This window comes from Solwaraspora sp. WMMA2056, assembly GCF_030345095.1.
Classification (GTDB): domain Bacteria; phylum Actinomycetota; class Actinomycetes; order Mycobacteriales; family Micromonosporaceae; genus Micromonospora_E.
In genome coordinates this window covers 5359951-5384833 of the sequence record NZ_CP128360.1, presented here as the reverse complement: position 1 = coordinate 5384833, position 24883 = coordinate 5359951, and the positions used below count along the sequence as shown (strand labels likewise).

The following is a 24883-nucleotide window of genomic DNA, read 5'->3' as shown; positions in this document are numbered from 1 at the left end:
GTGCCCGCAATTGCCAGGGGCGTGGGTCAGCCCTTGTGGTAGGCGGCGATCACGTTCGCCGGGATACGGCCCCGTTCCGAGACCGCGTAGCCGTTCTTGGCTGCCCATTCACGGATCGCCCGGTTCTGTTCGCGGTCGGACCGGGCCGGCGGTGCCGTGTAGCTGCCCCGCCCTCCTCGCCCCGCAGCGGTGCTACGGCTGACCCTGGTTCCGGCGGCGATGTAGGCGTCCAACGCCTTGCGTAGCTTGCCGGCGTTCTTCTCGGACAGATCTATGGTGTAACTGACACCGTCCAGCGAGAACTCCACCGTCCGATCGGCCTCGCTGCCGTCAAGGTCGTCGGTCAGCAGAGTAATGACTTTCTTGGCCACAGGTGCTCACTCCTCGGGATACGGCCGTGTTCGGAATTGAGTCTGACGCATTGCCATGCCAATCCGCAACACTTCCGTCATTGTCCGTGGTCCGTCGGTCGCCGTCCGGGCCCGCATCGATCTCGTTCCGGGCGGCATTTACCGCTGGCCAGGGCCGGTGCCCGGGGGTGAATCCCTCGACTTGGCCGGGCAATGCGGACGCCGGCCGGGTGATCGCGGCCGGACGCACCGGCCTGCCGGTCGTCGACGTGGGATGGCCCACAAACCATTACCGGCGGCGGCCCGCCTGTCTAGCATAGAGGTGCAGTGATGCTCGCCTGGTTCAGGCGACGACCGCTCAGGGCGGTGAGTGTCCGGTTCGGACGCTCGGTAGCTGCCGTTTGATGGACGTGGGTGCCGGCCTCGAGCATTTGCCCGAGGCCGGCGCTCATGTGCATTCCGGATGATCAGGTCCGGCGCCCGCAACGAGTCGTGGCCCCGCTGACCAGGTCAGCGGGGCCACGACGGGGCCAGTCGGTCAGCGTAGCCAGGCGTTGCGCCGCACGATCGCCAGGCTCGTCCACCAGCCGGCGAGGCTGTAGCGCAGGCCCGCGCCGGTGGCTGCCAGCCCCAGCAGCACCAGGCCGTACACCAGGTGGTCGTCGAGGAACGGATTGTTCGCGATCGGCAGCGCCGCCAACCACATGAGGCCCAGCAGCAGCGAGCCGGAGACTGCGGCGATCCACATTCCGATGCCCAGGATCAGCGCGACGCCGATGCCGGCCAGCCCGGCCATGAACAGCCAGTCCGCCCAGGCCTGGCCCGCCATACCGCCGAAGAAGCCGCCGAACGGACCTTCCACGTTGCTCAGGTAGCCGGTCGTGGGCGAGCCGCCGTTGAGCCAGGCCCGCTCGCTCGGGGTGGCCTTGCCCAGGCCGAAGAGCTTGTCGAGGAAGGCCCAGAGAAAGATGAATCCCAGGGCAATTCTGGCCACCGCCCAGATCGCGGTGCCGAATCGGGGTGCCGTAGCGGTGGTGGACTGGTCGCGCCCGCTGACTGTTGCCGGGTGAGTGGTGTGTGCCGCCATCTCGATCCCCTCCCCTGTCTGATCGATGTCGGTGTCGGTACCGGTTCTACCGACACGTCAAGGATCAGGCACTGGCGGACACCCGGGACAGGGCCGGAGGTCCCGCCGGCCTGTGTCGTTGGTCAAGGTCCGGCGGTGGCCAGCGCCCCCGGGGCCGGCACGAGCGCGGTCACCCCTCGCCGTCGGCCACCTGTCGGGCGAGATGCCCGGCGGCGACGATGCCGGCCCGCACGACGCGCCCCGACCGGCCCGGCCCACCGCCGACCGTGTCGGGCCGGGGGTCCGGCCACCGGCTGTCCGGTGTGCCAAGGTGGGTGCGGCCGCGGTCGGCCGCCTGCGCCATCCGGGCACTGGGCGGGTCGGTGGTGGCCAGCAGCACCTGCAGCGCGTACCCGGTCTCCTCGGCGGTGCCTGACCAGCGCCCCCAGGATCCGTCGGTCCGTTGAGTACGCAGCACCCAGTCGACGGCGCGCAGCACCGCGGCGGAGGCACGGGCGCCCAGGCCGGCCTCCTGCAGCGCCAGTGCACAGCAGGCTGTGGTGGCGTAGGGCGAGTCGGCGGGCCGGCCGGGCCAGGACCCGTCGGGGAGCTGCTGGTCGCAGAGGCGGGCGCTGACGGTACGTCGGGCCGCCATCACATCGCCGTAACGCCTGCCGGCGTCGCCGGCGGCGAGCGCCTCGAGCAGGTACGCCTGGGCGGTCACCGGCGCGGGCGGGTCGGCGCGCTGGTCGCGCAGCGTCGTCGCGTGGTCGAGCAGCGTCGTCGGGTCCGTGGGGCGGCCGAGCAGCGCAAGGGCGTACGAGATCAGCGCGGTGGCGCCGACGTCTGCCGCCGCCTGCCGTCCGGACGGGTCCGGTGCCTGTCCTGTCGACGGGCCCGGTGCCGTCGGATTGGCGGGCCCGCTCGGCCGTACCGCGGCCTGGAGCGAATCGATCAGCTCCGGCGCGACCAGGATCGTCAGGTCCACCCGCAGCAGGGTGCTCAGCACCCGGGCGCGCTCGACGGCGGCGGCCACCTCGTCGCCCGGTCCGGCCGTCGTGAGCAGCTGGTCGACGAGATCCTGGGCCGGCCGGGTCCAGTCGTGGTCGAGTGGGGTCGGTTGCCGACGGCGCGGGGGGTGTGACAGCCGGGTGAGGGTGCCGGGCCAGATGTCGGTGATGGTCACAGTCCACCCCAGAGGTCGGTGATCCGGTGGAAGCCGCTGCTGAAGCCGAGTTGGCGCGACAGGTAGCTGGCGTGGTGCGGACAGCGGACCTCCAGCGGACGCAGCAGCTCCCGGCAGCGGTCGACGAGGTGGCCGATCTGCTCCTGCAGGGTGATCCGGTCGGCCGCCAGGAGGGTGTCGAGTCCGCCGGACGCGCTGTCCCGCCCGGGTGGCGCGGCGAGGTCGGCGACCAGCCGCAGCACCCGCTGGACCTCGCGGCTGACGGTGATCAGCTCGTGCAGGTGGGCGATGGCCGGACCGTCGCCCAACCGGAGCCAGTGGGTGAGGTCGACGAAGGTGGTGCCGATGGTCGCGGCGTTGTCGAGGTACTCGTGCAGGCTGGGTCGGTGACCGGCCGGCTCGGCCCGCTGGGCGGCCCGCCAGCGCCATTCGCGGTGCAGGGCGGTCAACATCCGTTCCAGCTCGGCCCACCACAGGCCACGTCGGGCGGCGAAGGCAGGTGACGGGGTGAGCTCGGCGACGATTTCGGCGAGGAACCGGCCGAGGTCGTCGTGCTGTCCGGCGGGTGCCCCGTGCGCGACGGCCCGGCAGCGGTCGATCAGGACGATGACGTCGTCGTCGGACCCGGTGTGCCGGATCCGCCAGTGCGCCGCGTACCCCCAGATGGTGGCCCGGTTGGCTGACCGCAGCTGCTCCGGGGTGCACCACGGGGCGGCGAACGCGGTGGCCATCGCGACCGCCGCGAAGACCGACGGGTCGAACGGCCGGTGGGGCAGCAGCTCCGGGTATGTCGTGGCGCGGGTCGCCAGGTCGCGGTGACCGGCGGTCGCGATGGCGCAGATCCTGCCCTGCTCCGCGGCGGACTGCAGGGCCTCGCCGGCCGACGAGGAGACCGTCCGCATCAGACGGTCCCGGGGGCGTGGCGGGTCGCCTGGCGGGGGTGCGCCGAGCGCAGGGCTGACGCGTTGGGCATTCGATCACCTGTACGTGGTCTCGTCCGTCACCTGACTGCTGGGTCAAGCCGGCGTGATGGTGACTCCATGGAAGCGAAAGATGACTTTCGGATGATCATGCCACGATGGTGAGGGTTAATCTAGTTTCATAGATGTTAAGTTCCTTTGCCGAAAAGGGTTCCTGTGGCGAGGTGCGCTCCTGGTCAGGTATGCGACAGTGTGCCGTCGGGTGGTCGGGGCGGGTGTGATAGGAGTGCACCGTGACCGAGCCGGAGCCTGACGACCGTACCAGCGTGACCGATCCGCCGGCCCCGCCGCTAGGTGACTCAGCGAAGCTGGCGGATGACCCGACGGAGCCGGCCGGTGACCCGGCACGCTCGACCGGTGCTTCCGTCCAGCGGACTGGTGATTCCAGCCGCCGACCGGCCTGGCACAGCCTGCTGGAGCTGACCGCGCTCAGCGGGTTGGCCGTCACCCAGCCACTGCTCGACGTCATCGGCCGCAGCCCGGATTTCTTCTTCTTCCACGGCGCGGGCGTCCCTGCGGTGCTCACCCTGGTGACGATCGTGGCCCTCGGCCCGCCGCTGGTGCTGTGGGGCGTCGAACGGCTGGCCGGCCTGGCCGGCGCGGCCGCCGGTCGGTGGACCCACCTGTTGCTGCTCGGCGGGCTCGGCACGCTGCTGGCGGTCCAGGTCGGCAAGTCGCTCACCGGCCTGCGTGGCCCGCTGCTGCTGGCAGCCGCCACGGCGGTGGCGGTGGCGGTGGTCGTGGCGTACGCACGGTTCACCGTGACCGCACAGGTGCTGCGGGTCGCGGCGGTCGGGCCGTTGGTGTTCGTCCTGCTGTTCGCCCTCGCGTCGCCGTCGTCGGCGGTGCTGCTCGGCGGCGAGGCGTCGAGCACGGCCGGTCGCAGCATCGGCCCGCACCCACCGGTCGTGATCATCCTTCTGGACGAGTTCCCGCTGATCTCGCTGCTCGACGAACGGGGTGAACTCGACGCCGACAGGGTGCCGCACTTCGCCGAGTTCGCGGCGGACGCCACCTGGTACCGCAACGCGACGGCGGTCAGCGGCAAGACGGTCTCCGCCGTACCGGCAATGCTGACCGGTCGGTACCCGACCGGCGAGGTCACCCCGCACTACTCGCAGCACCCGGAGAACCTGTTCACCCTCCTCGGCCCGCAGTACCAGATCGAGGCGTGGGAGAACGTCACCCAGCTGTGCCCTCCGGAACACTGCCGGGGCCGGCCGGGGCAGGCGCGGGGGAGCCTGCCGGTCATGCTGCGGGAGACCGCCACCCTGTACGGCCAACTGGTCTCACCGACCGATTCGCTGGTGGACCCGGCCGACAGCTTCCGGGAGCCGACCGTCGCCGACGACATCCGGGCCAACGACAAGGCTCCGGAGACCGGCCCGGAGTTCCGGATGAGCCGGCTGTCGGAGAACCAGCCGGCCCGGTTCACCGAGTTTCTCACCTCGTTGCGTCCGCAGGAGGATCCGACGCTGCACTTCCTGCATCTGCTGATGCCGCACTCGCCGTGGACGTACCTGCCGTCGGGAACCCGCTACCACGGCCCCGCCGGCCTGCCCTGGGACGGCACCTGGTGGGCCCGACTGACCCATCAACGGCACATCGAGCAGGTCGGCTACACCGACGTACTGATCGGTGAGGCGATGCGGACCCTGCGTGAGTCCGGGCTCTACGACGACGCGCTGATCGTGGTGACCGCCGACCACGGCGGCAGCTTCACCGAGGGCGTCGCCGGCCGCGAGATGGACGCCGAGTTCCGGGCAGCGCCCGAACTCGCCTGGGTGCCGCTGTTCGTCAAGGAACCGGGTCAGCGGGCCGGCCGCGTCGACGACCGCAACTGGGAACACGTCGACCTGCTGCCCACCGTCGCCGACCACGCCGGCATCGAGGTGCCCTGGCGCACCGACGGAATCTCGGCGCTGCGCGAGCAGCGCGAGACCACCGACAAGCGGTTCGACCAGCAGCCGGGGCAGCCGATGACGATGGACGGACCGACCCTGTTCGCCACCGTACGAGCGGGCAGCAGCGCTCGGCCCGTCTGGCCGCCGTTACCGGCCGCCGAGCTGATCGGCACCTCGGTCGACGATCTCACGGTGACCGGTACCGGGCCGCCGGCGACTGTGGCGAACCTGCCTGCGTACGGCGACGTCGACCCGGACAGCGGCCTGCTGCCGGCGTTGGCGCACGGCACCCTGCCCGACTCGGTGCCGGTCGGCGCGCCGATCGCGATCGCACTCAACGGTCGGGTCGGCACCGTGGTACAGGCCGCCCGGGACCGGGCGGGACAGATGCGGTTCGTCGGGCTGATCCCGGACGAGGAGCTGTTCGTGCCGGGCCGCAACGAACTGGAGCTGTTCCTGATCACCACCGACGGCGCCGGCACCGCCCCGACGACGGCGCTGCGGATGCCGACGGCGGCGGACTGACGACGAGCGGTTGGCGATCGGGCGTCGTCTCCGCTGGCGTCGGGCAGGCGTACCGGGGCGGGTCGATGGGTATGAGTTCGCCGAGAGCACGTGGCGGACACCCCGTCGCGACGAAGGAGGCGACCATGGTCGGCAGGATGATCAAGCGCTGGGCGGTCGTGGCGATCGCGGTGCCGTTGGCGGCGGCTGGCGCGCGCAAGCTCAGTTCGGTGGTGGAGTCGCGCCGGGGTCCGTCGCGCACCTCGAACCTGCTGCGCCGGGCCGGCGACATGATGCACCAGAACAAGCGCCGCCGCGCCTGGCGGTAGCCGTACCCGTGGGGTGCCCGGCCTCCGGCCGCCGACGTTTCGCGGCGCGGGGCCGGGCATCCGCGTGTGCGCCGGGCACCCAGGGGATGTCGGCAGGGTGCCCTTCGGGGGTGGTCAGGACGGGCAGTTGCCGGCGGCCTGACGGTTGGCGATCGCGTCGTCGGCACCGGATGCGTACTCGACGAGCATGCCGCCGCCCGGGTCGAACCGCCAGGTGTCCTGTTCCAGCCGCATCGAGCTGTTGCCGACGGTGTCGTCGCGTCGCCAGGTGAGGTCGACCGCGGTCTCGCTGACCGGATTGACCTCCTGGAGCTCGAACTCGACCCCGTCCTGAACCGGACAGGCTTCGTTGGTGGTGACGAAGACCTCATCCGGGACGGACTTCTTGGCCTCCTCGGTCCACAGCTGCCACGCGCCGGACCAGTCGCCGCCGGCGATCAGACTGAACTCCTGCTGGGCGACGCCGAGCGCGTCGGCCACGTTGACCTGGATCGGTTCCCTGGTCTCGGGCGCGGAGACGGCCGGGGCCGTCGGGGTGCCCGGGGTACCGCCGGACGCGGTGCCGCAACCGGCGGTGAGCGTCAGGGCGGCCACTGCGATGAGTACGCTCGCGGTCCAGCGGCGCATGCCACTTCCTCCTTGTTCGGTGCGCCTCCGGCAGGTTACGGACGGTGGGAGCGCTACCAGAGGTCAGTCTGGCAGCTTAGGCCCCGCATCAACTTTTGTCGATCACGTCGGGTCGCTGGCCCGGTGGTCGGATCTGATGTATCAGCTGTGTGAAATCTCGTGAACAAGTTGCTTCTGCGTGGCTCGGCCATTCGGCCTTGTCGTGTGGCCAGTTGCGTGATTGTCGCGGTGAACGGGTTTCACCTCTTGTTCACTAGCGTTCAGCCTGATAGAACACGGGGAGTGGTTGGTTGAACTCCGCTACCCAGCTCGCCGAACGCTTCACGCACAGTCACCGCTAGTTTCTCTGGTAACCCTCGCCGTTGACGACGGAGGACTTCTCCCATGGCTGGTACCTCTCCGCGTGGCGAATCCGCCTCGCCCGCCCTCTCCCGCCGGTCGGTGCTCCAGCTCGGCGGCATCGGCACATTGCTGTTCGCCACCGGTGCCTGCGCCTCCGGGTCGCGTACCGACAGCTCCGGCAACGCCTCGCCGGGCACCGGCACCGACACCCTGCGCATCGCGGTCTCCAGCTACCTCAGCAGCTGGGACCAGGACTTCGTGGGCTTCGACCCGGTCGCCCTGATGCTGTACAAGAACGTCTTCCCGTACATGATCGACTACGGGGTGACCGAGGCCGACGGATCCCGGATCCTCGACACCGAGAACATCGTGGCGACCTTCGCGGAGTCGTTCGAGCCCAACGCCGACCAGACGGTCTGGACCCTCAAGCTGCGCCAGGGCGTCACCTTCGCCAGCGGCAACGAGATGACCGCCGCCGACGTCAAGTGGTCCAAGGACCGCGCCTTCGCCGCCCAGGCCAACGTCGCCGGCATCTACCGCACGATCGGGCTGACCGAGCCGGACCAGGTCCGGGTGGTCGACGACTACACGGTCGAGTTCACCCAGGCCTTCCCCAGCGCGCTGACCCGACAGATCCAGGCCATCTCGCTGTACGTGTTCGACTCCGAGGAAGCGAAGAAGCACGCCACCGACGCCGACCCGTGGGCCACCGAGTGGTTCGCCAACAACGCCCCGACCGGCGGCTACTTCAACGTCGAACGGGCCGTGCAGGGCCAGGAGATCGTGCTCACCGCCAACGAGAACTACCCCGGGCCGGACCCGGCGCAGGCCGGGACCATCCGGATCTCGGTGGTGCCGGCCGCCGCCAACCAGCGACTGCAGCTGCAGGCCGGTGACATCGACGTGGCGCTGGGCATCAGCCAGCGCGACATCGCCGACCTCAAGTCCGCCGACGGCATCAAGGTCATCTCGGCGGCCAGCAACGAGCAGGTCGCCATCCAGATGTCGGTGACCACCGCGCCGTTCGACAACGTCGACGTGCGCAAGGCCCTGGCCCACGCGGTGCCGTACGACCAGATCATCAACAACGTGTACGGCGGCGACGCCCGCCCGACGAAGAGCCTCGTGCCGCTGGACATGCCCGGCTACGACGAGCGCGGGTACCCGTACGGCTACGACCCGGACGCCGCCCGCGCCGCGCTCGCCGCCGCCGGGGTCGACCAGATCACCTCCGAGCTGGTCTACGCCACCGACAACGACACCCAGCAGCAGATCGCGGTGCTGGTCCAGAGCGAGGCCCGCAAGGTCGGCATCGAACTGGAACTGACCCCGCTGGACCCGGCCACCCTGGCCGAGCGTCGGCAGCAGAAGAACATCCCGCTGCAGATCACCTCCGGTCAGCTGTGGGTCAACGACGTCGAGTACATGCTGGCCACCAGCTTCGTCGACGGCGCCAACCTCAACTACTCCAACTACGTCAACCCGGAGCTGGAGGAGATCTACGAGCGGTCGCACACCATCGTGGACGCCAACGAGCGCAACGCACTGTGGCTGCGGGTCCAGGAGATCCTCGCCGCCGACGTGCCGTGGGTCATCCTCTGCCAGCCCAACTTCAACCTGCCGGTCCGCGAACAGGTCGCCGGCTGGGTCCAGCCCATGGACGGGCTGGCCCGGCTGCGCTACCTGAGCGCCTCGGCCTGACCGCCGGCGGCGACCACCCCTCATGCGCATCGCCCGCTTCGTCGCCCGGCGGCTGCTGCAGCTCGTCCCGGTGCTGCTCGGCGTGATCGTCGCGACCTTCGTCCTGGTCCGGGTCCTGCCCGGGGACCCGATCCGGACCATCCTCGGCCCCAACGCCACCGAGGTGGAGGCCGCGGCGGCGCGCGCCCGCTACGGCCTGGACCAGCCACTGTGGAAACAGTTCCTGGACTACCTGGGCGGGCTGGCCACCGGCGACCTCGGCACGTCGATCCAGAGCGGCAACGCGGTCGCCGGTGAACTGGCCCTGCGGGTCGGCCCCACCCTGCAACTGGTGGTACTGGCGGTCACCGTGGCGGTGCTCCTCGCCGTGGTCGGCGGCATCTGGTCGGCGCGCCGCGCCGACCGGGCCGCCGACCACGGCATCCGGGTGCTCGCCCTGATCGGCAACTCGGTGCCGGAGTTCTGGCTCGGCCTGGTACTGGTCCTGGTCGGCTACAGCATGCTCGGCTGGTTCCCGGCCCCCAGCGGCCGGGTCGCCCCGGACACCAACCTCACCCCGATCACCGGCGCCGAACTGATCGACGCCGCGCTGACCGCCAACGGCCCGGCGTTCACCTCCGCGCTCGGGCACCTGGCGTTGCCGGTGGCCACCCTGGCGATCGTCGTCGTGGCGCCGCTGCTGCGCAGCGTCCGCGCCTCCGCCCTGGAGGTGCTGCACTCCGAGGCGTACACCGCCGCCGCCGCGCACGGGCTGCGCGACCGGCTGCTGCGCCGCGGCTACCTGATCCGGGCCACCCTGGTACGGCTGCCGTCACTGGCCGCGCTGGTCTTCGGCACCGCGATCGGCTCCACCGTGCTGATCGAGTACGTCTACTCGTGGCAGGGCTTCGGCCAGTGGGCGCTGCGCGGTCTGCTCTACCGCGACTTCCCGGTGGTGCAGGCCGCCGTACTGCTCATCGCCGTCTGCTACGTCCTCGTCTTCCTGATCGCCGACGTCGTGCACGCGATCCTCGACCCGAGAGTGAAGATCTGATGGTTGACCTGCGTGCGGCCGGCGGCCCAGGCGACAGCGCCGACGACGCCGCCCCGGTGGTCGCCACCGCGACGGCCCGGGGCGGCCGGTTCGCCACCGTGCTGATCGCCGTCGGCGCGACGATCCTCGCCGTGGTGGCGTTGGCCGCGCTCGCCGCACCGCTGCTGTCGTCGTGGGGCCCGGAGGAGATCGACCCCGCCGGTACGCTGCTGCCACCCGGCGGCAGCCACCTGCTCGGCACCGACATCAACGGGATGGACGTGTGGAGCCGGGTGCTGCACGCCGGCCGGCTCGACCTGGGCATCGCGGTCGCCGCCGTCGCCCTCGCCGTCGTCGTCGGCACCACCCTGGGGCTGGTCGCCGGCTACTTCGGCGGCTGGATCGACGACGTGCTGATGCGGCTGCTCGACATCTTCCAGGCGTTCCCCACCTTCATCCTGGCCCTCGCGGTGGCCGCCCTGCTCGGCGGCGGCACGGTCAACCTGATCCTCACCATCGCCCTGGTCAACGCCCCCGGCTACGCCCGACTGGTGCGCGCCGAGGTCCGCTCGGTCCGCGAACTGCCGTTCATCGACGCCGCCGTCACCTCCGGCGCGTCCCCGGCCGGGGTGCTCTGGCGGCACGTGCTGCCCAACAGCCTCACCCCGGTACGGGTGATCGCCCCGCTGGGCTGCGGCTGGGCGATGCTGACCCTGGCCGGGCTGTCCTTCCTCGGGCTGGGCATCTCGGTGCCGACCGCCGAGTGGGGGTCGATGATCAGCCTCGGCTCACCCGACGTGGTCGCCGGCCGCTGGTGGACCTCCGTACCGCCCGGATTGTTCCTGCTGGTCAGCGTGTTCGGGTTCAGCCTGCTCGGCGAAGGCCTACAGGAACGCGCCGAAGCGAAACGGCGGTGACCGCGATGGATTCGACCACGACGACCCGCGAGCTGCTCGCCATCGAGAACCTGTCGGTGCTGATCCGTCGGCCCGGCCGGCAGGTCGCCGCGCTCAGCGACGTCAGCCTGCACGTCGACCGGGGCGAAGTGGTCGGCCTGGTCGGCGAGAGCGGCGGCGGCAAGTCCATGGTGGCCCGCTCCATCGTCGGACTGCTGCCCGGCGGCGCGCAGGCCACCGGCCGGGTCCGCTTCCACGGCGGCGATCCCACCGACGACCCCACCGCAGGCTCGGGTGACGGTGGTCCGGTCGACGTGCTGCGGCTCGGACCGGAGCAGCTGCGCCGCCACCGGGGCCACGGCGCGGCGATCTGCTTCCAGAACCCGCGCGGCGCGCTGAGCCCCACCCGTACCGTCGGCCGGCAGCTGGTCGACCGGCTCGTCACCCATCAGGGCATGACCCCGCAGCAGGCCCGCGAGACCGCCGGGGAACTGTTCGCCGCCGTCGGCATCCGCAGCCCGCAGCGACGGTTGGCGGCGTACCCGCACGAACTGTCCGGCGGGATGGCGCAGCGGGTGATGATCTCGCTGGCCACCGGCTGCGCGCCCGGCCTGCTGATCGCCGACGAACCCACCACCGGCCTGGACGTCACCCTGGCCCGGGAGATCCTGCGGCAGTTCCGCCACGCCGCCGACACCGACCGGCGCGGCGTACTGCTGATCTCGCACGACCTGGCCTCGATCGCCGAGGTCTGCGACCGGGTCGTGGTGCTCTACGCCGGCACCGTGGTCGAGAGCGGCCCGGCGGCCACGGTGCTGCGCGCGCCGGCCCACCCGTACACCCGGGCGTTGCTCGCCTCGGTGCCCGACGTCGACGGCCGGCCGGTCCGGGCCACCGCCGGTGGCATGCCGCTGCTGACCGCGCCACCACGGCAGTGCCCGTTCGTGGCCCGCTGCGCGCACGCCACCGACCGCTGCGCCGAGCGGCGCCCGCCGACCGGCGCGGTCCCGGTCGCCGCCCCGACCACGGCGGCGGCCCCGACCACCGGCCCGACCACCGGCGCCGCCGGCTGGACCCTGGCCTGCTTCCACCCGCAGACCGGCCCGTCGACCGTCGATCCGATCCCCGCCGACACACCGGCGTCAGAGCCGGGGCGGCCGGCGGAGCCCGATGCCGTCGGCGACCGGACGGTGCTGCGGATCACCGACGCCCACGTGGTCTACCGCAGCCGGTTCGGTCGCGGCGGGCACCACGCGCTGCGCGGCGTCGACCTGACCGTGGCCGCCGGTGAGACCCTCGGTGTGGTGGGGGAGAGCGGCTGCGGCAAGTCGACCCTGGCCAAGCTGATCCTGGGGCTGGTCGAACCGGCCGAGGGCACCGTGGAGATCGGCGGGGCCCGGATGGCCGAGCTGCGCGGCCGGGCGCTGCGCCGGCTGCGGACCCGCGCCCAGATGGTCTTCCAGGATCCGTTCGGGTCGCTCAGCCCGCGCCGCAGCGTCGCCGACGCCATCGGTGAACCGCTGCGCGCTCTCGGCGTACCGGCCGACGAGCGGGCCGAGCGGGTCGGCGCGGTGCTGGACCGGATGGGCCTGGACCGGTCGATCCTGGCGCGGCGCCCACACGAACTCTCCGGCGGTCAGGCCCAGCGGGTCGGCATCGCCCGCGCCCTGGTCGGCGACCCTGACCTGATCGTCTTCGACGAACCGACGTCGGCGTTGGACGTCACCGTGCAGGCACAGATCCTGGAGGTGATCCGCGACGTCGCCGCCGACCGCGACCGGGGCGCGATCTTCATCTCCCACGACCTGGCCACGGTACGCGGGTTCGCCGACCGGGTGATCGTGCTCTACCTGGGCCGAATCGTCGAGGAAGGCCCGGTCGACGAGGTCTTCACCCACCCGGCGCACCCGTACACCCGGGCGTTGCTGTCCAGCGCACCGAGCCTCGGCGCCGGCTTCGGCGGCGGCCGGGTCGAGCTGCTCAAGGACCTGGAGGACGCCGACGCCGAGGCCGGCTGCCCGCTCGCCGCCCGCTGCCCGTTCGCCACGGCCCGCTGCCGCACCGAGGACCAGCAACTGCAGCCGTACGGGCACAGCCGGGTGGCCTGCTGGCGCGCCCCGGAGATCCCCGACCTGCTCACCGAATCCGAAAGGTGACCCCACGACGATGTCCGCACCACACATCCGGCTCGCTGTCGACATCGGCGGCACCTTCGTCGACGCGATGGAACTCGACACCCGTACCAACCAGGTCCGGTTCCGCAAGGCGTCGACCACCCCGGCCCGCCCCTGGGAGGGTGTGCTGGACGCGGTGACCGCGCTCGGCACCGACCTGTCGCAGGTGGAGCTGTTCATCCACGGCACCACGCTCGGGCTCAACGCCGTACTGGAGCGCCGGGGCGGAGCCACCGGAATCATCACCAACGAGGGTTTCCGGGACATCTTCCTGCTCGGTCGGGGCAACGTGCCCGCCGACCACATGTACGACTTCCAGTACGAGCGGCCGGAGAGCCTGGTCAAGCGCCGGTACACCGCCGGGGTCACCGGGCGGCTGGACTACCAGGGCCGGGTGGTGACCGAGCTGGACCCGGACAGCGTCCGGGCCGCCGCCCGTACCCTGGTCGAGGAGCAGGGGGTCGGCTCGATCGCCGTCTGCTTCCTGCACTCGCACGTCGACCCGCGCCACGAGCAGGCCGCCGCCGCCCTCATCCGTGAGGCATACCCGCAGGTCAGTGTCTCGGTGTCGACGGACATCGTGCGCGAGCACCGCGAGTACGAGCGGACCAGCACCACCGTGCTGGAGGCGTACATCCGGCCGATCTTCGAACGTTACGTCGACGAGCTGGAGTCCGGGCTGGCCGCCCGGGGCTTCACCGGCCGGTTCCTGATCATGCGCTCCGGCGGCGGGTCGATGACCTCGACGATGGCCAAGACGTCCCCGACGCACACCGTGCTGTCCGGCCCGGCCGGCGGCATCGTCGGCGCGGCCTACCTGGCCGACGCGCTGGGTCGGGACAACCTGCTGACCTTCGACATCGGCGGTACGTCGTTGGACGCCTGCGTGATCGAACGCGGCAGCCCGGTCGCCGCGTACGAGGCCCAGCTGGAGCACTTCCCGCTGCTGATCCCGACGTACGACATCCGCACCATCGGGGCCGGCGGCGGCTCGATCGCCTGGCTGGACCGGGGGCTGCTGAAGGTGGGTCCGCAGAGCGCCGGTGCCGACCCTGGCCCGGTCTGCTACGGCCGGGGCGGTCAGCGCCCGACCGTCACCGACGCCTCGGTGGTGCTCGGCTACGTCGACCCGGACCGGTTCCTCGCCGGCGCGATGGGGTTGCAGGCCAAGGCGGCACAGGCGGCGCTCGACGAGCAGATCGCCACCCCGCTGGGGCTGAGCCCGACCGCCGCCGCGGCCGGCGTCTACGACGTGCTGCTGGCCCGTACCGTCGGCGCGGTCCGGCAGATCACCGTGGAACGCGGCCACGACCCCCGGGTCTTCTCGCTGCTCGCGTTCGGCGGTGCTGGCCCGCTGCTGGCCCCACTGCTGGCCCGCGAGATGGGCATCCGGGAGGTGGTGGTGCCGTTCGCCCCGTCCGGCTTCTCCGCCTGGGGGATGCTGTCGGCCGACATCGTCGACGACTTCTCCCGGACGGTGCTGGCCACCCTGGACGCCGACGCGCCGGAGGGCAGCGTCGACCTGGCCGCGCTGGAGTCGACGTTCGTCGAGGTCGAAGCCGAAGCGGTCGCCTCCCTGGTGGAGCAGGGCGTCGACGCCGCCTCGGCGGTGCTGGAGCGCCAGCTGGAGCTGCGCTACCTCGGTCAGGAACACTCCCTGATCGTCACCATCGGCACCGACCTGGACAGCGCCGCGATCCGGGCCGCGTTCACCGAGCTGCACCGCACCCGGTACGGCCACGCGATGAGCAACCGGCTGCAGATCCTCAACCTGCGGGTACGCGGCATCGGCCGGACCACCCGGCCGGAGCTTCACCGCCCGTCCGCCGGCGACGGCGACCCGGCACGGGCGCTGCTCGGCCACCGCGACGCCTTCGACTTCGGCACCCGCGAAGTGGTGCCGTTCGCCGTCTACGACCGGTCGAAGCTGGCCCCGGGGGACCGATTCGCCGGCCCGGCCCTGGTCGACGAGGGCACCTCGACCACGGTGGTGCCCAGCGGCCAGTACGTCGAGGTGGACCCGCACGGCTACCTGCTGGTCACCCTGGAGGAGGCGAAGTGAGCACTCTGGACGGCGCGACCACCGAGGTGGTCCGCAGCTACCTGATCTCCGCCGCCGAGGAGATGCGGGCCACGTTGATCCGTACCTCGTTCAACCCGGTCATCTACGAGGTGCACGACTTCGGCATGTCGATGTACGACGCCGACCTGCGGCTGATCGCCGAGGCGACCGGGTTGACGTTCTTCCTCGGCGCCAACGACTTCTCGCTCGCCAAGGGCGTCGCCTACGTCGGCCGGGACAACCTGCACCGTGGCGACATCGTGCTGCTGAACTACCCGTACTGGAACGCGGCGCACGCCTCGGACGCCACCCTGTTCGCCCCGGTGTTCATGCCGGACCCGGCCGATCCGGCCGCCGACGGCACCCTCGTGGGGTTCCTCTGCGTCCGGGCGCACTGGATGGACCTGGGCGCCAAGGACCCGGGGTACGTGCTCGACTCCACCGACATGCACCAGGAAGGGCTGATCTTCCCCGGCACGAAGGTCGTCTCGCGGGGTGAGCCGGTGCACGAGATCCACGAGCTGATCCGCTTCAACTCGCGGATGCCCGCCGAGGTGCTCGGCGACCTGCACGCCCAGATCGCCGCGCTGCGCACCGGGGAGCGGCGCTTCCTGGAGATCCTGGCGAAGTTCGGCCGGCCCACTGTCGACGCCGCCGTCGAGGCGATCATCGCCGACGGCGAGGCGCGCAGCCGGGCCGCCCTGGCCGCGCTGCCGCAGGGGTCGTGGACGGCGACCGACTGGGTCGACGACGACGGCATCACCGACGACCCGGTGAAGATGCAGGTCACCGTCACCATCGCGGACGGCACGTTCACCGTCGACTTCGCCGGCTCGTCACCGGCGGTGCCCGGCCCGATCAACATGCCGTACGGCGCCACGGAGGCGATCTGCAAGGTCATCCTGAAGTCGTTGACCTCGCCGGACCAGCCGTCGAACGCCGGCACCATCGCGCCGTTGCGGGTCAGGGCCGAACCGGGCAGCCTGTTCCACGCCGTCTACCCGCAGCCGACGTTCACCCTGTGGACCGGCATCGTCGCCGTCGAACTGATCCTCAAGGCGCTCGCCCAGGGCATGCCGGACCGGTTGCCGGCCTCGTCCGGTGGGGACGTGCCCGGGTTCATGATGGTCGGCATCCACCCCGACACCGGGCAGCTCTTCGCGGTCAGCAACAACGACCCGGTCGGCTGGGGCGCCACCCGCGAGCACGACGGCATGAACGCCGCCACCCACGTCTCCGGCAGCACCGGGCGGATCACCCCGATCGAGGTTCTCGAGGCCCGTACCGGGATGTTCTTCGAACGGGTCGAGATGCGCACCGACTCCGGTGGCGCCGGTCGGCACCGGGGCGGTGCCGGGCTGCGCCGCGACATCCGGTTCGTCACCCCCGGCGAGTTCCTGTCGGTGATCAAGAAGACGAAGTCGGCGCCGTGGGCGCTCGACGGCGGCGCCCAACCGGAACCCAACCAGGTGATCGTCTTTCCCGGCACCGACCGGGAGCAGCGGGTCAGCACCAGACGCACGCCGGTCGTCCCCGGGGACCGGATCACCCTGCTCACCGCTGGTGGCGGCGGGCACGGCGACCCGCGCGACCGGGATCCCGAGGCGGTGCGTGCCGACGTCGCCGAAGGCTACGTGTCGCCGGCCGCCGCCCGCGACGTCTACGGGGTCGACGTCGATGACTGATACTTGCAAAGTGGACGGTGCGGCGGCCGAGGTGGTGCGCAGCTACCTGGTCGCCGCCGCCGAGGAGATGCGCTCGGCGCTGGTGCGCACCGCGTTCAACCCGGTCATCTACGAGGTGTACGACTTCGGCATCTCCATCTACGACGCCGAACTCCGGCTGGTCGCCGAATCCACCGGGCTGAGCCGGTTCCTCGGCGCCAACGACTACTCGATCCGCAAAGGCGTCGAGTACGTCGGCCGGGACAATCTGTACCCCGGCGACATCGTGCTGCTCAACTATCCGTACTGGAACGCCGCGCACGCCTACGACGCCACCCTGTTCGCCCCGGTGTTCCTGCCGGACCACGGCGGTGCGGACGGCACGCTCGTCGGGTTCCTCTGCGTCCGGGCGCACTGGATGGACCTCGGGGCCAAGGACCCGGGGTACGTGCTCGACTCCACCGACATGCACCAGGAAGGCATCATCTTCCCCGGCACCAAGGTGTTCCGCCGGGGCGAGCCGGCGCACGAGATCATCGAACTGATCCGGTTCAACTCGCGGATGCCCGAACTGGTCGTCGGTGACCTGCACGCCCAGGTCGCGGCGCTGCGCACCGGTGAGCGGCGGCTGATCGAGCTGATCGGGCGGTTCGGCCTGGCCACCGTCGAATCGGTCGTCGACACGGCGATCGCCGCCGCCGAAGCGTCCACCGCCGACGCGCTCGCCGCCCTGCCGCAGGGCTCCTGGACCGCCGTGGACTGGCTCGACGACGATGGCATCACCGACGAACCGATCCGGATGCAGGTCACCGTCACCATCGCCGACGGCACCTGCACCATCGACTTCACCGGCTCGTCACCCGCCGTCGCCGGGCCGGTGAATCTGCCGTACGGGTCGACGATCGCCACCGCCCGGGTCGCGTTCAAGGCGCTGACCACCCCGACCGAGCAGACCAACGCCGGGCACTTCACCGCGCTGCGGGTGATCGCCGAACCGGGCAGCCTGTTCCACGCCGTCTACCCGGCCGCCACCTTCACCCAGTGGACCGGCACCGTGGCGATGGAGCTGATCTACCAGGCGCTGGCCCAGGGGATGCCGGACCGGCTGGCCGCCTCGTCCGGTGGGGACGTGCCCGGGTTCATGATGGTCGGCACCCACCCCGACACCGGGCAGCTCTACGCGGTCAGCAACAACGACCCGGTCGGCTGGGGTGCCACACCCGACCACGACGGACTCGGCCCGGCCAACCACCTGTGCCAGACCCAGGCCCGCAACACCCCGGTCGAGGTCCTCGAGGCCCGCACCGGAATGTTCTTCGAACGGGTCGAGGTACGCGCCGACTCCGGCGGAGCCGGCCGGCACCGGGGCGGACCCGGGCTGCGCCGCGACATCCGGTTCGTCACCCCCGGCGAGTTCCTGTCGGTGGTGAAGAAGACCAGATCGGCGCCGTGGGCGCTGGCCGGCGGTGCCCAACCGGAACCGATCCAGGTGATCGTCCACCCCGGCACCGATCGGGAACACCGGGTCAGCACCAGACGCACGCCGGTGACCCCCGGGGACCGGATCACCCTGCTCACCGCCGGCGGCGGCGGGCACGGCGACCCGCGTCAACGCGATCCCGGGGCGGTACGCGCCGACGTCGCCGAAGGCTACGTGTCACCGGCCGCCGCCCGCGACGTCTACGGCGTACCCGACCTGACCGTGAAAGAGGTTCCGATGACCGCCCCCGATGGCCGGACCCCGGCATGAGCGCCGCCACCCGCCCCGCACCGGTCGACACCGTCCTGACCAACTGCACCGTCGTCGACGCCCGCGTCCTCGACGGCGTCGGCCCGGTCCCCGACGCCGCCGTGCGGGTACGCGGAGACCGGATCGTCGCTGTCGGCCCGGCCGCCGAGGTGACCGCCGCCGCCCGCGCCGACGCCGACATCACCGAGATCGACCTCGGCGGGGCCTACCTGACCCCCGGGCTGACCAACATGCACACCCACCTGTCGCTGTCGCTGCCCGGCACCGGTGGGCAGAGCGTGAAGAACATGACCCCGCACGAGCTGGCCCTCTACATGGCCGACGGGGCCCGGCGGACCCTGCTCTGCGGCGTCACCACGGTCCGCTGCGTCGCCGAGAAGGACCACGCCGACTTCGCGCTGCGCCGGGCGATCAGCTCCGGCCGGGTCACCGGGCCACGGATCTTCACCGCCGGCCGGGCCCTGGTCTGCACCGGCGGGCACGGCCACGAGAGCAGCGACACGCTGGAATGCGACGGTGCCGACGGTTTCCGCCGGGGTGTCCGTAGCCAGATCAAGGCCGGCGCCGACCTGATCAAGGTGATGATCTCCGGCGGGATCGCCGGCGAACACGAGTCGATCCATACCCGACAGTTGTTCCCCGACGAGATGGCCGCCGTCATCGACACCGCGCACGCCTGGGGTCGCAAGGTCACCGCCCACGCCGGCCCGGCACCGGTGATCGGCGAAGCCGTCGAGCTGGGCCTGGACTGCGTCGAACACGGCTACCAGCTCACCGAGGAGGTCGCCGCCCGGATGGCACACCGTGGCACCGCGCTGGTCCCGACCCTGCTGGTCACCCGCTGCAAGGAGTTCTTCGACGAACTCGGCGTACCGGAGTGGATGCAGTGCCGTTCCCTCGGCGCCGGCCCCCGGCACCTGGAGAGCTACGCCATGGCCCTCGCCGCCGGCGTCGAGGTGCTGCTCGGCAGCGACATGCCGCCGTTCTGGCAGTTCGAAGGCACCAACGCCTCCGTCCGGGAGTTGGAGTACCTGTCGGAGAGCGGCATCGGCCCGGCCCGCGCCCTGTACGCCGGCACCCTCGGCCCGGTCCGCTGGCTCGGCGCCGAGGCCGACCTGGGCACCGTCGAGGTCGGCAAGTACGCCGACCTGGTGGCGATGGACGCCGACCCGCTCGCCGACACGTCGGCGTTCCGGGGGGTGCGCTGGGTGATGTCCGGCGGCCGGGTGATCCGTGACGACCGCACCGGGTGGGCGGCGTGGTGACCGACGTAAGGAGGAGCAGAATGTCCGAACAGGCCGCCGCCGAGATCGCCGCCGACATCGACGACATGTACGACGCCTTTCTCGCCGGTGACCAGGCCCGGTTCGACCGGCACCTGCACGCCGACGTGACCACCTGGGAGACGCACCTGCCCGGCCCGCTGCGTACCCGCGCCGAACTGGACGCCTACCGGGCAGGCCGCGATGCCGCCGGCAGCCGGCCGACGCTGGACCGGCTCGCCGCGCGGCAGCTGCGGGTCGACGTGTGGGGCGACGCCGCCGTGGCCCGCTACGTCCTGGTCGCCGTGGCCGCCGGCGGCGGACCGGAGCAGCACAGCCGGGTCACCGACGTGCTGCGCCGCACCGACGACGGCTGGCGGATCGTGCACCACCACTCCGAACTGGTCCGCGACCCGGCGGAACCGGACCTCGAACCCGCCGGCGGCCCGGCATGAGGCGGCTGATCGCCACCGGGTACGGCGAACCCGAGCAGGTGCTCACAGTCGCCGACCTGCCCGACGACCCGCCGCCCGGCCCCGGCCAGGTGCGGATCGCGGTCACCGCCGTCGGGCTGAACTTCCTCGACGTCATGCTGTGCCGGGGCGAGTACCCGGTGCGCCCCGAACCGCCGTTCACCCCCGGTGTCGAGCTGGCCGGCCGGGTCGTCGCCACCGGCACCGGGGCCGAGGCCCTGGCCGGGGTCGACGTGGTGGCCTGCCCGGCGCTGCCGCACGGCGCGCTCGGCGAGACCGTCACCATCGACGCGACGCTCGCCGTACCGCGTCCGGCCGAGCTTGACCCGGTCGTGGCCGCCGCCGTCCCGGTCACCTATCAGACTGCCTGGTTCGCCCTGGACCGCGCGGGCGTCCACGCTGGTGAGACGGTGCTGGTGCACGCCGGAGCCGGCGGCGTCGGCATCGCCGCCACCCAGCTGGCGCGCGCCCGGGGCGCCCGGGTGATCTGCACCGCCGGCGGGCCGGCGAAGACGGCGCTGTGCCGCGACAACGGCGCCGACGTCGCCATCGACTACCTGGCCACCGACTTCGTCGACGCGGTACGCGACGCGACCGGCGGCACCGGCGCGGACGTGGTCGTCGACCCGGTCGGCGGTGACGTGTTCACCCGGTCGCTGGACTGCCTCGCCGTCGAGGGCCGACTGGTGGCGGTCGGTGCGGCCGGCGGCACCCCGCCGCCGGTGGACCCGATGCGGCTGATCGCCGGCAACGCCACCCTGATCGGGCTCTCCTGGGGCTCGACGTACCCGTGGGCCCGCCCCGACGCGGTCGCCCAGGCGTACCAGCGGATCTTCGACCTGATCCGGGCCGGCGCGGTCCGGCCCCCGGTGAGCCGGGTCGTCGACCTGGCCGGCACCCCGGCGGCGCTCGCCGACCTGGCCGACCGGCGCACCACCGGCAAGATCATCGTCCGGATCGACCCGAGGGAGCAATCATGAGCGAGCACACTGCCGGCGCCGACGGCGGCGAAGGCATCGGAGGCGGCGACATGGAGGTCTACGACCTGCGGGTCAGCGTGGACCGCATCGAGGGCCGGTCGGTCTGCGGAATGGCCGTCGGCGACCACTTCGAGCTGACCGACAGCGCGCACCTGAAGATCCCGGCCGGCAAACACTTCTGCGTGTACGCGCTCGCCTCCGTGCTGCCGTTCCTCGCCGCCAAGCAGCGCGACATGCCGCCGGGGGACTGGCTGGAACGTGACACCCTGTTCGCCTGCCCGGACCCGGAGGAGGGCCTGGTCATGCGGGTCGAACGGACCTGCAAACGGCGGATGAACTCCGCCGACCTGACCTGACCGGGAGCAACCAGGTGTCTACTGTAGAAATCGGGCTGGGGTTGCAGAGCGACAAGCGCGCCGGCGACTACGCCCGGCTGGCCCGCGCCGCCGAGGCGTACGGCTTCGACGTGCTCACCGTCTTCGGTGACCTGATGTACCAGCCGCCGATCTTCCCGCTGCTGGAGATGGCCGCCGCCACCGGGCGGGTCCGGCTCGGCACCGCCTGCCTCAACCCGTACTCGATGGCCCCGTACGAGATCGCCGGTCAGCTCGCCGCCCTCGACCTGGCCTCGCACGGGCGGGCCTACCTCGGGCTGGCCCGAGGCACCTGGCTCGGCGCGGTCGGCATCGCCCAGCCGCGCCCGCTCGCCGCGCTCGCCGAGGCCGCCGAGGTGGTCTACCGGCTGCTGCGCGGCGACACGTCCGGTTTCGACGGTACGGTGTTCCAACTCGCCGCCGACACCACCCTCCGGTACGCCGTGCACCGCCCCGACCCGCCGCTGCTACTCGGCGCCTGGGGGCCGCGCGGTGCCGCGCTCGCCGGCCGGATCGCCGACGAGATCAAGGTCGGCGGCAGCGCCAACCCGGACATGGTGCCGGTGATCCGGGACCGGATCCGCCCCGGTGCGCAGGCCGCCGGCCGCCCGGTCGACGACATCGGCATCGTGTTCGGCGCGGTGACCGTGGTCGACACCGACGGCGAGGCGGCGCGGGCGAAGGCCCGCACCGAAGTGGCGATGTACCTGGCGGTCGTCGCCGACCTGGACCCGACGGTGACCGTCCCGGACGAGCTGCTGGCGCACGTCAAGTCGTTGGTGGCGGCCGGGCGTGACGTCGACGCGGGCCGGCTGGTGCCCGACGACCTGCTGGACCGGTTCGCTTTCTCCGGCACCCCGGCGCAGGTCGCCGCCCAGGCACAGGCGCTGATCGACGCCGGGGTACGCCGGGTCGAGTTCGGCACCCCGCACGGGCTCACCGACGATCGGGGAGTGGAGCTGCTCGGCGCGCAGGTGCTGCCGCTGCTGCGGAAGGAGGGTTCCCGATGACTGTCGATCATGTACTGGTCGTCGCCGGCCCGGGGCTGGCGGTCGACCCGTCGCTGCTGCACGGGCTGGTCGCCGCTGAGGCAACCGGTCTCGGCGTGACCGGTGACTTCGTGGCCGCCGCCGACGCGGGTCAGGTGCGACAGCTGCTCGACGGCCTCGGCGCGGGCAGCGCCGCCGTCGGGCTGCCCGGCCCGGACCCGGCGGTCCGGTCGTTGCTGACCAGCGGCGGCGACCGGGCCGGCCGCACCGTGTGGTACGAGCCCGACGTTACCGGCCCGCAGCCGGTGCATCAAGCCTCGACCCACCTGTACGGCCGGGGCGTGTGGGGGCTGGCCTGGGCGGTCCGGCACGCGGTGCACCGGCTGCGCCGACCGGCACTGCGGATCCCGTACGGTCCGGATCCGGAACAGTGGGGCGAGCTGCGGCTGCCGCCAGCGGCAGGTGATCGCGTGCCGGTGGCGGTGCTGCTGCACGGCGGCTTCTGGCGGTCGATCTGGGCGGCGGACCTGATGGACGCGCTCGCCATCGACCTTGCCGACCGGGGCTACGCGGCGTGGAACCTGGAGTACCGCCGACCGGACCGGCACGGCTGGCCGGCCACCACCGCCGACGTGGCGACCGGGTTGGCGGTGCTGGCCAACCTGCCGGAGCTGACCGGCGACGCGGTGCCGGCCGGGTCGCTGGACCTGGACCGGGTCGCGGTGTTCGGCCACTCCGCTGGCGGCCAGTTGGCGCTGCGGCTGGCCGCCGACACCGCCGCCGACGGTCCCGGCTCTGGCGGTCCCGGCGGTGCGGGCGGTGTCGCGGTGGCGTTGGCGGTGTCGTTGGCCGGGGTGCTGGACCTGGCCGAGGGCCAGCGGCGCCAGGTCGGCACCGGGGCGGTCGCCGCCGCGCTCGGCGGTGTTCGCGACGACATCCCGCAGGTGTACGCCGCCTCGGATCCGATGGCCCGGCTGCCGATCGGCGTACCACAGTTGATCGTCCAGGGTGCCAGCGACGACCTGGACCTGATCGACTTCAACCGCCGGTACGTGGCCGCGGCCCGCGCCGCCGGCGAGGACCCGGGCTGGCTGGAGCAGGCCGGCGACCACTTCTCGGTGATCGACCCGGCCGCGCCGATCTGGCGGGCGACGATGGCCGAGACGGACCGCCGACTCGGCCGGTGAGCCGTCCGCCGAATTATTACGTGACAGTGAACATGATGCCCAGCAGTGGGCAGTTTCCGGCGCCGACCGGCGACGGTGCGCGGAGTCAGAACAACCGGGGAGTGACCACCGAGACCACGGTGGTCACTTCGTCGGTGTCGTTGTAGAGCCGGTGCGGGGTGTTCGACCGCAGGTGCAGGCTGTCGCCCGGGTAGAGCCGGTGCTCCACCCCGTCGACCTCGTACAGCAGCTCGCCCCGCACGACGTAGGCGAACTCCTCGCCGGCGTGCCCGTACGCCTCCTCGCGGCGCCCGCCCGGCGCGATGTGCACCAGCATCGGCTCCAGCACCAGGTTGGGGCCACGGTCGGAGAGCATCCGATAGGTCTGCTGACCGGAGACGTACTCGGTCGCGCCGTTGTCGGCCCGGGTGAGCGTGAAGTGCACCGGCAAGTTGCCCTGCGGGTCCTCGGCGGTCGCGGGCGGCTCCTCGCTGAAGAACTCGGCGACCGGCCGGTCCAGGGCGGCGGCGACGCTGTTGAGCGCGGTCAGCCCGATCGACGAGACACCCCGCTCGACCTGCGACAGGAAGCCGATCGACAGATTGGCCCGACCGGCCAGACCGCGCAGGGTCAGCCCCTGTTCCTTGCGGAACTGGCGCATCCGGGCGCCGACCAGATCCTGACGTACGTCACCGTCGGTGACGACGCGGTCTGACCTGCGCACCGGACCTCCCAGGGGGTGAGGCGGACCGCCCGCCGGGCCGCACCGAATTCTTGTTCGATGGTATCGAACTAACCGCCCCGACCGGAACCCCGACCGGACGTCGTGGAGGAGGGCTTCGGGGTCGTAGCGCTGAGTAGTTGTTCGTTGTGCTCACTGTTCGTTACCCGTTGGCGACGAATGTGTATGCCGTGTCCGCTTTGTGGTTGCAGCTTGTGACGGGCATTTACGCCGATCGTTCAGGGCCCTTACAGTTCGGACACTGGCTGGCGTCAATCACGGGGGTGCCGGATGGCAGGCGTGCGCATGGGCGGTTCGCGGCGATACTGGGCCGCGACAGTGGCCGCATCGGTAGCCCTGACAGGGCTGGC

At 71.9% G+C, this 24883-nt stretch carries 21 protein-coding genes; 15 read left to right on the top strand and 6 right to left on the bottom strand.

The genetic code is table 11. The features are described from left to right. Window positions 1-26 precede the first annotated feature (26 nt). From O7608_RS24245 to O7608_RS24230, 4 genes are all read right to left on the bottom strand, one after another. Window positions 27-371 (bottom strand): histone-like nucleoid-structuring protein Lsr2, encoded by a 345-nt coding sequence (locus tag O7608_RS24245; RefSeq protein WP_289206784.1) that lies wholly within the window; start codon window positions 369-371, stop codon window positions 27-29. A gap of 517 nt (window positions 372-888) precedes the next feature. Continuing rightward, window positions 889-1437, bottom strand: coding sequence for a hypothetical protein (locus O7608_RS24240; RefSeq protein WP_289206783.1), 549 nt, complete (start codon window positions 1435-1437; stop codon window positions 889-891). A gap of 169 nt (window positions 1438-1606) precedes the next feature. After that, window positions 1607-2602 (bottom strand): prenyltransferase/squalene oxidase repeat-containing protein, encoded by a 996-nt coding sequence (locus O7608_RS24235; protein WP_289206782.1) that lies wholly within the window; start codon window positions 2600-2602, stop codon window positions 1607-1609. Then, window positions 2599-3504 carry a terpene synthase family protein gene (locus O7608_RS24230; protein WP_289206781.1) on the bottom strand — a complete coding sequence of 302 codons (906 nt, stop codon included), beginning with the start codon at window positions 3502-3504 and terminating at the stop codon, window positions 2599-2601. The genes O7608_RS24235 and O7608_RS24230 overlap by 4 nt, the downstream gene beginning before the upstream one ends. Before the next feature lie 386 nt (window positions 3505-3890). Here O7608_RS24230 and O7608_RS24225 point away from each other — a divergent pair, with 386 nt between their 5' ends. Both O7608_RS24225 and O7608_RS24220 read left to right on the top strand, forming a co-directional pair. Further along, the gene (locus O7608_RS24225) at window positions 3891-6011 is read left to right on the top strand and encodes a sulfatase-like hydrolase/transferase (RefSeq protein ID WP_502959226.1); all 2121 of its coding nucleotides are present in this window, start codon (window positions 3891-3893) and stop codon (window positions 6009-6011) included. 125 nt (window positions 6012-6136) lie between these two features. Beyond that, on the top strand, window positions 6137-6319 hold the full coding sequence (locus tag O7608_RS24220; RefSeq protein WP_282227967.1) for a hypothetical protein: 183 nt from the start codon (window positions 6137-6139) through the stop codon (window positions 6317-6319). Between the two features lie 114 nt (window positions 6320-6433). On the opposite strand, the gene O7608_RS24215 is transcribed toward O7608_RS24220, so the two are convergent. After that, window positions 6434-6946, bottom strand: coding sequence for a hypothetical protein (locus O7608_RS24215; RefSeq protein WP_289206779.1), 513 nt, complete (start codon window positions 6944-6946; stop codon window positions 6434-6436). Window positions 6947-7330: 384 nt separating this feature from the next. Between O7608_RS24215 and O7608_RS24210 the strand changes: the two genes are divergently transcribed. The 13 genes from O7608_RS24210 to O7608_RS24150 are packed head-to-tail and all read left to right on the top strand — an operon-like array spanning window position 7331 to window position 23812. Next, window positions 7331-8989, top strand: a complete 1659-nt coding sequence (locus tag O7608_RS24210; protein ID WP_289206778.1) for an ABC transporter substrate-binding protein — start codon at window positions 7331-7333, stop codon at window positions 8987-8989. Window positions 8990-9011: 22 nt separating this feature from the next. Further along, window positions 9012-10022 carry an ABC transporter permease gene (locus O7608_RS24205; RefSeq protein ID WP_289206777.1) on the top strand — a complete coding sequence of 337 codons (1011 nt, stop codon included), beginning with the start codon at window positions 9012-9014 and terminating at the stop codon, window positions 10020-10022. Further along, a complete protein-coding gene (locus O7608_RS24200) occupies window positions 10022-10918 on the top strand; it encodes an ABC transporter permease (RefSeq protein ID WP_289206776.1) in 897 nt (298 codons plus the stop codon). Before O7608_RS24205 ends, O7608_RS24200 begins: the two co-directional genes overlap by 1 nt. A 5-nt stretch (window positions 10919-10923) precedes the next feature. Then, complete coding sequence (locus O7608_RS24195) at window positions 10924-13053, top strand: dipeptide ABC transporter ATP-binding protein (RefSeq protein ID WP_289206775.1); 2130 nt, start codon at window positions 10924-10926, stop codon at window positions 13051-13053. Between the two features lie 10 nt (window positions 13054-13063). After that, a complete protein-coding gene (locus O7608_RS24190) occupies window positions 13064-15133 on the top strand; it encodes a hydantoinase/oxoprolinase family protein (RefSeq protein ID WP_289206774.1) in 2070 nt (689 codons plus the stop codon). Further along, the gene (locus O7608_RS24185) at window positions 15130-16818 is read left to right on the top strand and encodes a hydantoinase B/oxoprolinase family protein (protein WP_289206773.1); all 1689 of its coding nucleotides are present in this window, start codon (window positions 15130-15132) and stop codon (window positions 16816-16818) included. The genes O7608_RS24190 and O7608_RS24185 overlap by 4 nt, the downstream gene beginning before the upstream one ends. Before the next feature lie 10 nt (window positions 16819-16828). Beyond that, entirely contained in the window at window positions 16829-18547 is a 1719-nt protein-coding gene (locus O7608_RS24180) for a hydantoinase B/oxoprolinase family protein (RefSeq protein ID WP_289206772.1), read from the top strand. Continuing rightward, window positions 18544-19812: an amidohydrolase family protein gene (locus O7608_RS24175; RefSeq protein ID WP_289206771.1), complete on the top strand. Its 1269-nt coding sequence runs from the start codon at window positions 18544-18546 to the stop codon at window positions 19810-19812. Before O7608_RS24180 ends, O7608_RS24175 begins: the two co-directional genes overlap by 4 nt. Before the next feature lie 20 nt (window positions 19813-19832). Then, entirely contained in the window at window positions 19833-20264 is a 432-nt protein-coding gene (locus tag O7608_RS24170) for a nuclear transport factor 2 family protein (protein WP_289206770.1), read from the top strand. Further along, window positions 20261-21262 carry an NADPH:quinone oxidoreductase family protein gene (locus O7608_RS24165; protein ID WP_289206769.1) on the top strand — a complete coding sequence of 334 codons (1002 nt, stop codon included), beginning with the start codon at window positions 20261-20263 and terminating at the stop codon, window positions 21260-21262. The genes O7608_RS24170 and O7608_RS24165 overlap by 4 nt, the downstream gene beginning before the upstream one ends. Continuing rightward, window positions 21259-21618: a TIGR04076 family protein gene (locus O7608_RS24160; protein ID WP_289206768.1), complete on the top strand. Its 360-nt coding sequence runs from the start codon at window positions 21259-21261 to the stop codon at window positions 21616-21618. The genes O7608_RS24165 and O7608_RS24160 overlap by 4 nt, the downstream gene beginning before the upstream one ends. Before the next feature lie 14 nt (window positions 21619-21632). Continuing rightward, window positions 21633-22646, top strand: a complete 1014-nt coding sequence (locus tag O7608_RS24155) for an LLM class flavin-dependent oxidoreductase (RefSeq protein WP_289206767.1) — start codon at window positions 21633-21635, stop codon at window positions 22644-22646. Then, on the top strand, window positions 22643-23812 hold the full coding sequence (locus O7608_RS24150; protein ID WP_289206766.1) for an alpha/beta hydrolase: 1170 nt from the start codon (window positions 22643-22645) through the stop codon (window positions 23810-23812). Before O7608_RS24155 ends, O7608_RS24150 begins: the two co-directional genes overlap by 4 nt. An 85-nt stretch (window positions 23813-23897) precedes the next feature. Here O7608_RS24150 and O7608_RS24145 read toward each other — a convergent pair whose 3' ends face one another. Beyond that, entirely contained in the window at window positions 23898-24515 is a 618-nt protein-coding gene (locus tag O7608_RS24145; protein ID WP_282227952.1) for a helix-turn-helix domain-containing protein, read from the bottom strand. Window positions 24516-24883: the final 368 nt, after the last annotated feature.

Excerpts from the sequence above, each read along its gene's own strand:
- O7608_RS24240 (WP_289206783.1), bottom strand. The coding sequence starts at position 1,437 with ATGGCGGCACACACCACTCACCCGGCAACAGTCAGCGGGCGCGACCAG.
- O7608_RS24230 (WP_289206781.1), bottom strand. The coding sequence starts at position 3,504 with ATGCGGACGGTCTCCTCGTCGGCCGGCGAGGCCCTGCAGTCCGCCGCG.
- O7608_RS24220 (WP_282227967.1), top strand. The coding sequence starts at position 6,137 with ATGGTCGGCAGGATGATCAAGCGCTGGGCGGTCGTGGCGATCGCGGTG.
- O7608_RS24215 (WP_289206779.1), bottom strand. The coding sequence starts at position 6,946 with ATGCGCCGCTGGACCGCGAGCGTACTCATCGCAGTGGCCGCCCTGACG.
- O7608_RS24210 (WP_289206778.1), top strand. The coding sequence starts at position 7,331 with ATGGCTGGTACCTCTCCGCGTGGCGAATCCGCCTCGCCCGCCCTCTCC.
- O7608_RS24205 (WP_289206777.1), top strand. The coding sequence starts at position 9,012 with ATGCGCATCGCCCGCTTCGTCGCCCGGCGGCTGCTGCAGCTCGTCCCG.
- O7608_RS24200 (WP_289206776.1), top strand. The coding sequence starts at position 10,022 with ATGGTTGACCTGCGTGCGGCCGGCGGCCCAGGCGACAGCGCCGACGAC.
- O7608_RS24195 (WP_289206775.1), top strand. The coding sequence starts at position 10,924 with ATGGATTCGACCACGACGACCCGCGAGCTGCTCGCCATCGAGAACCTG.
- O7608_RS24190 (WP_289206774.1), top strand. The coding sequence starts at position 13,064 with ATGTCCGCACCACACATCCGGCTCGCTGTCGACATCGGCGGCACCTTC.
- O7608_RS24175 (WP_289206771.1), top strand. The coding sequence starts at position 18,544 with ATGAGCGCCGCCACCCGCCCCGCACCGGTCGACACCGTCCTGACCAAC.
- O7608_RS24170 (WP_289206770.1), top strand. The coding sequence starts at position 19,833 with ATGTCCGAACAGGCCGCCGCCGAGATCGCCGCCGACATCGACGACATG.
- O7608_RS24165 (WP_289206769.1), top strand. The coding sequence starts at position 20,261 with ATGAGGCGGCTGATCGCCACCGGGTACGGCGAACCCGAGCAGGTGCTC.
- O7608_RS24160 (WP_289206768.1), top strand. The coding sequence starts at position 21,259 with ATGAGCGAGCACACTGCCGGCGCCGACGGCGGCGAAGGCATCGGAGGC.
- O7608_RS24150 (WP_289206766.1), top strand. The coding sequence starts at position 22,643 with ATGACTGTCGATCATGTACTGGTCGTCGCCGGCCCGGGGCTGGCGGTC.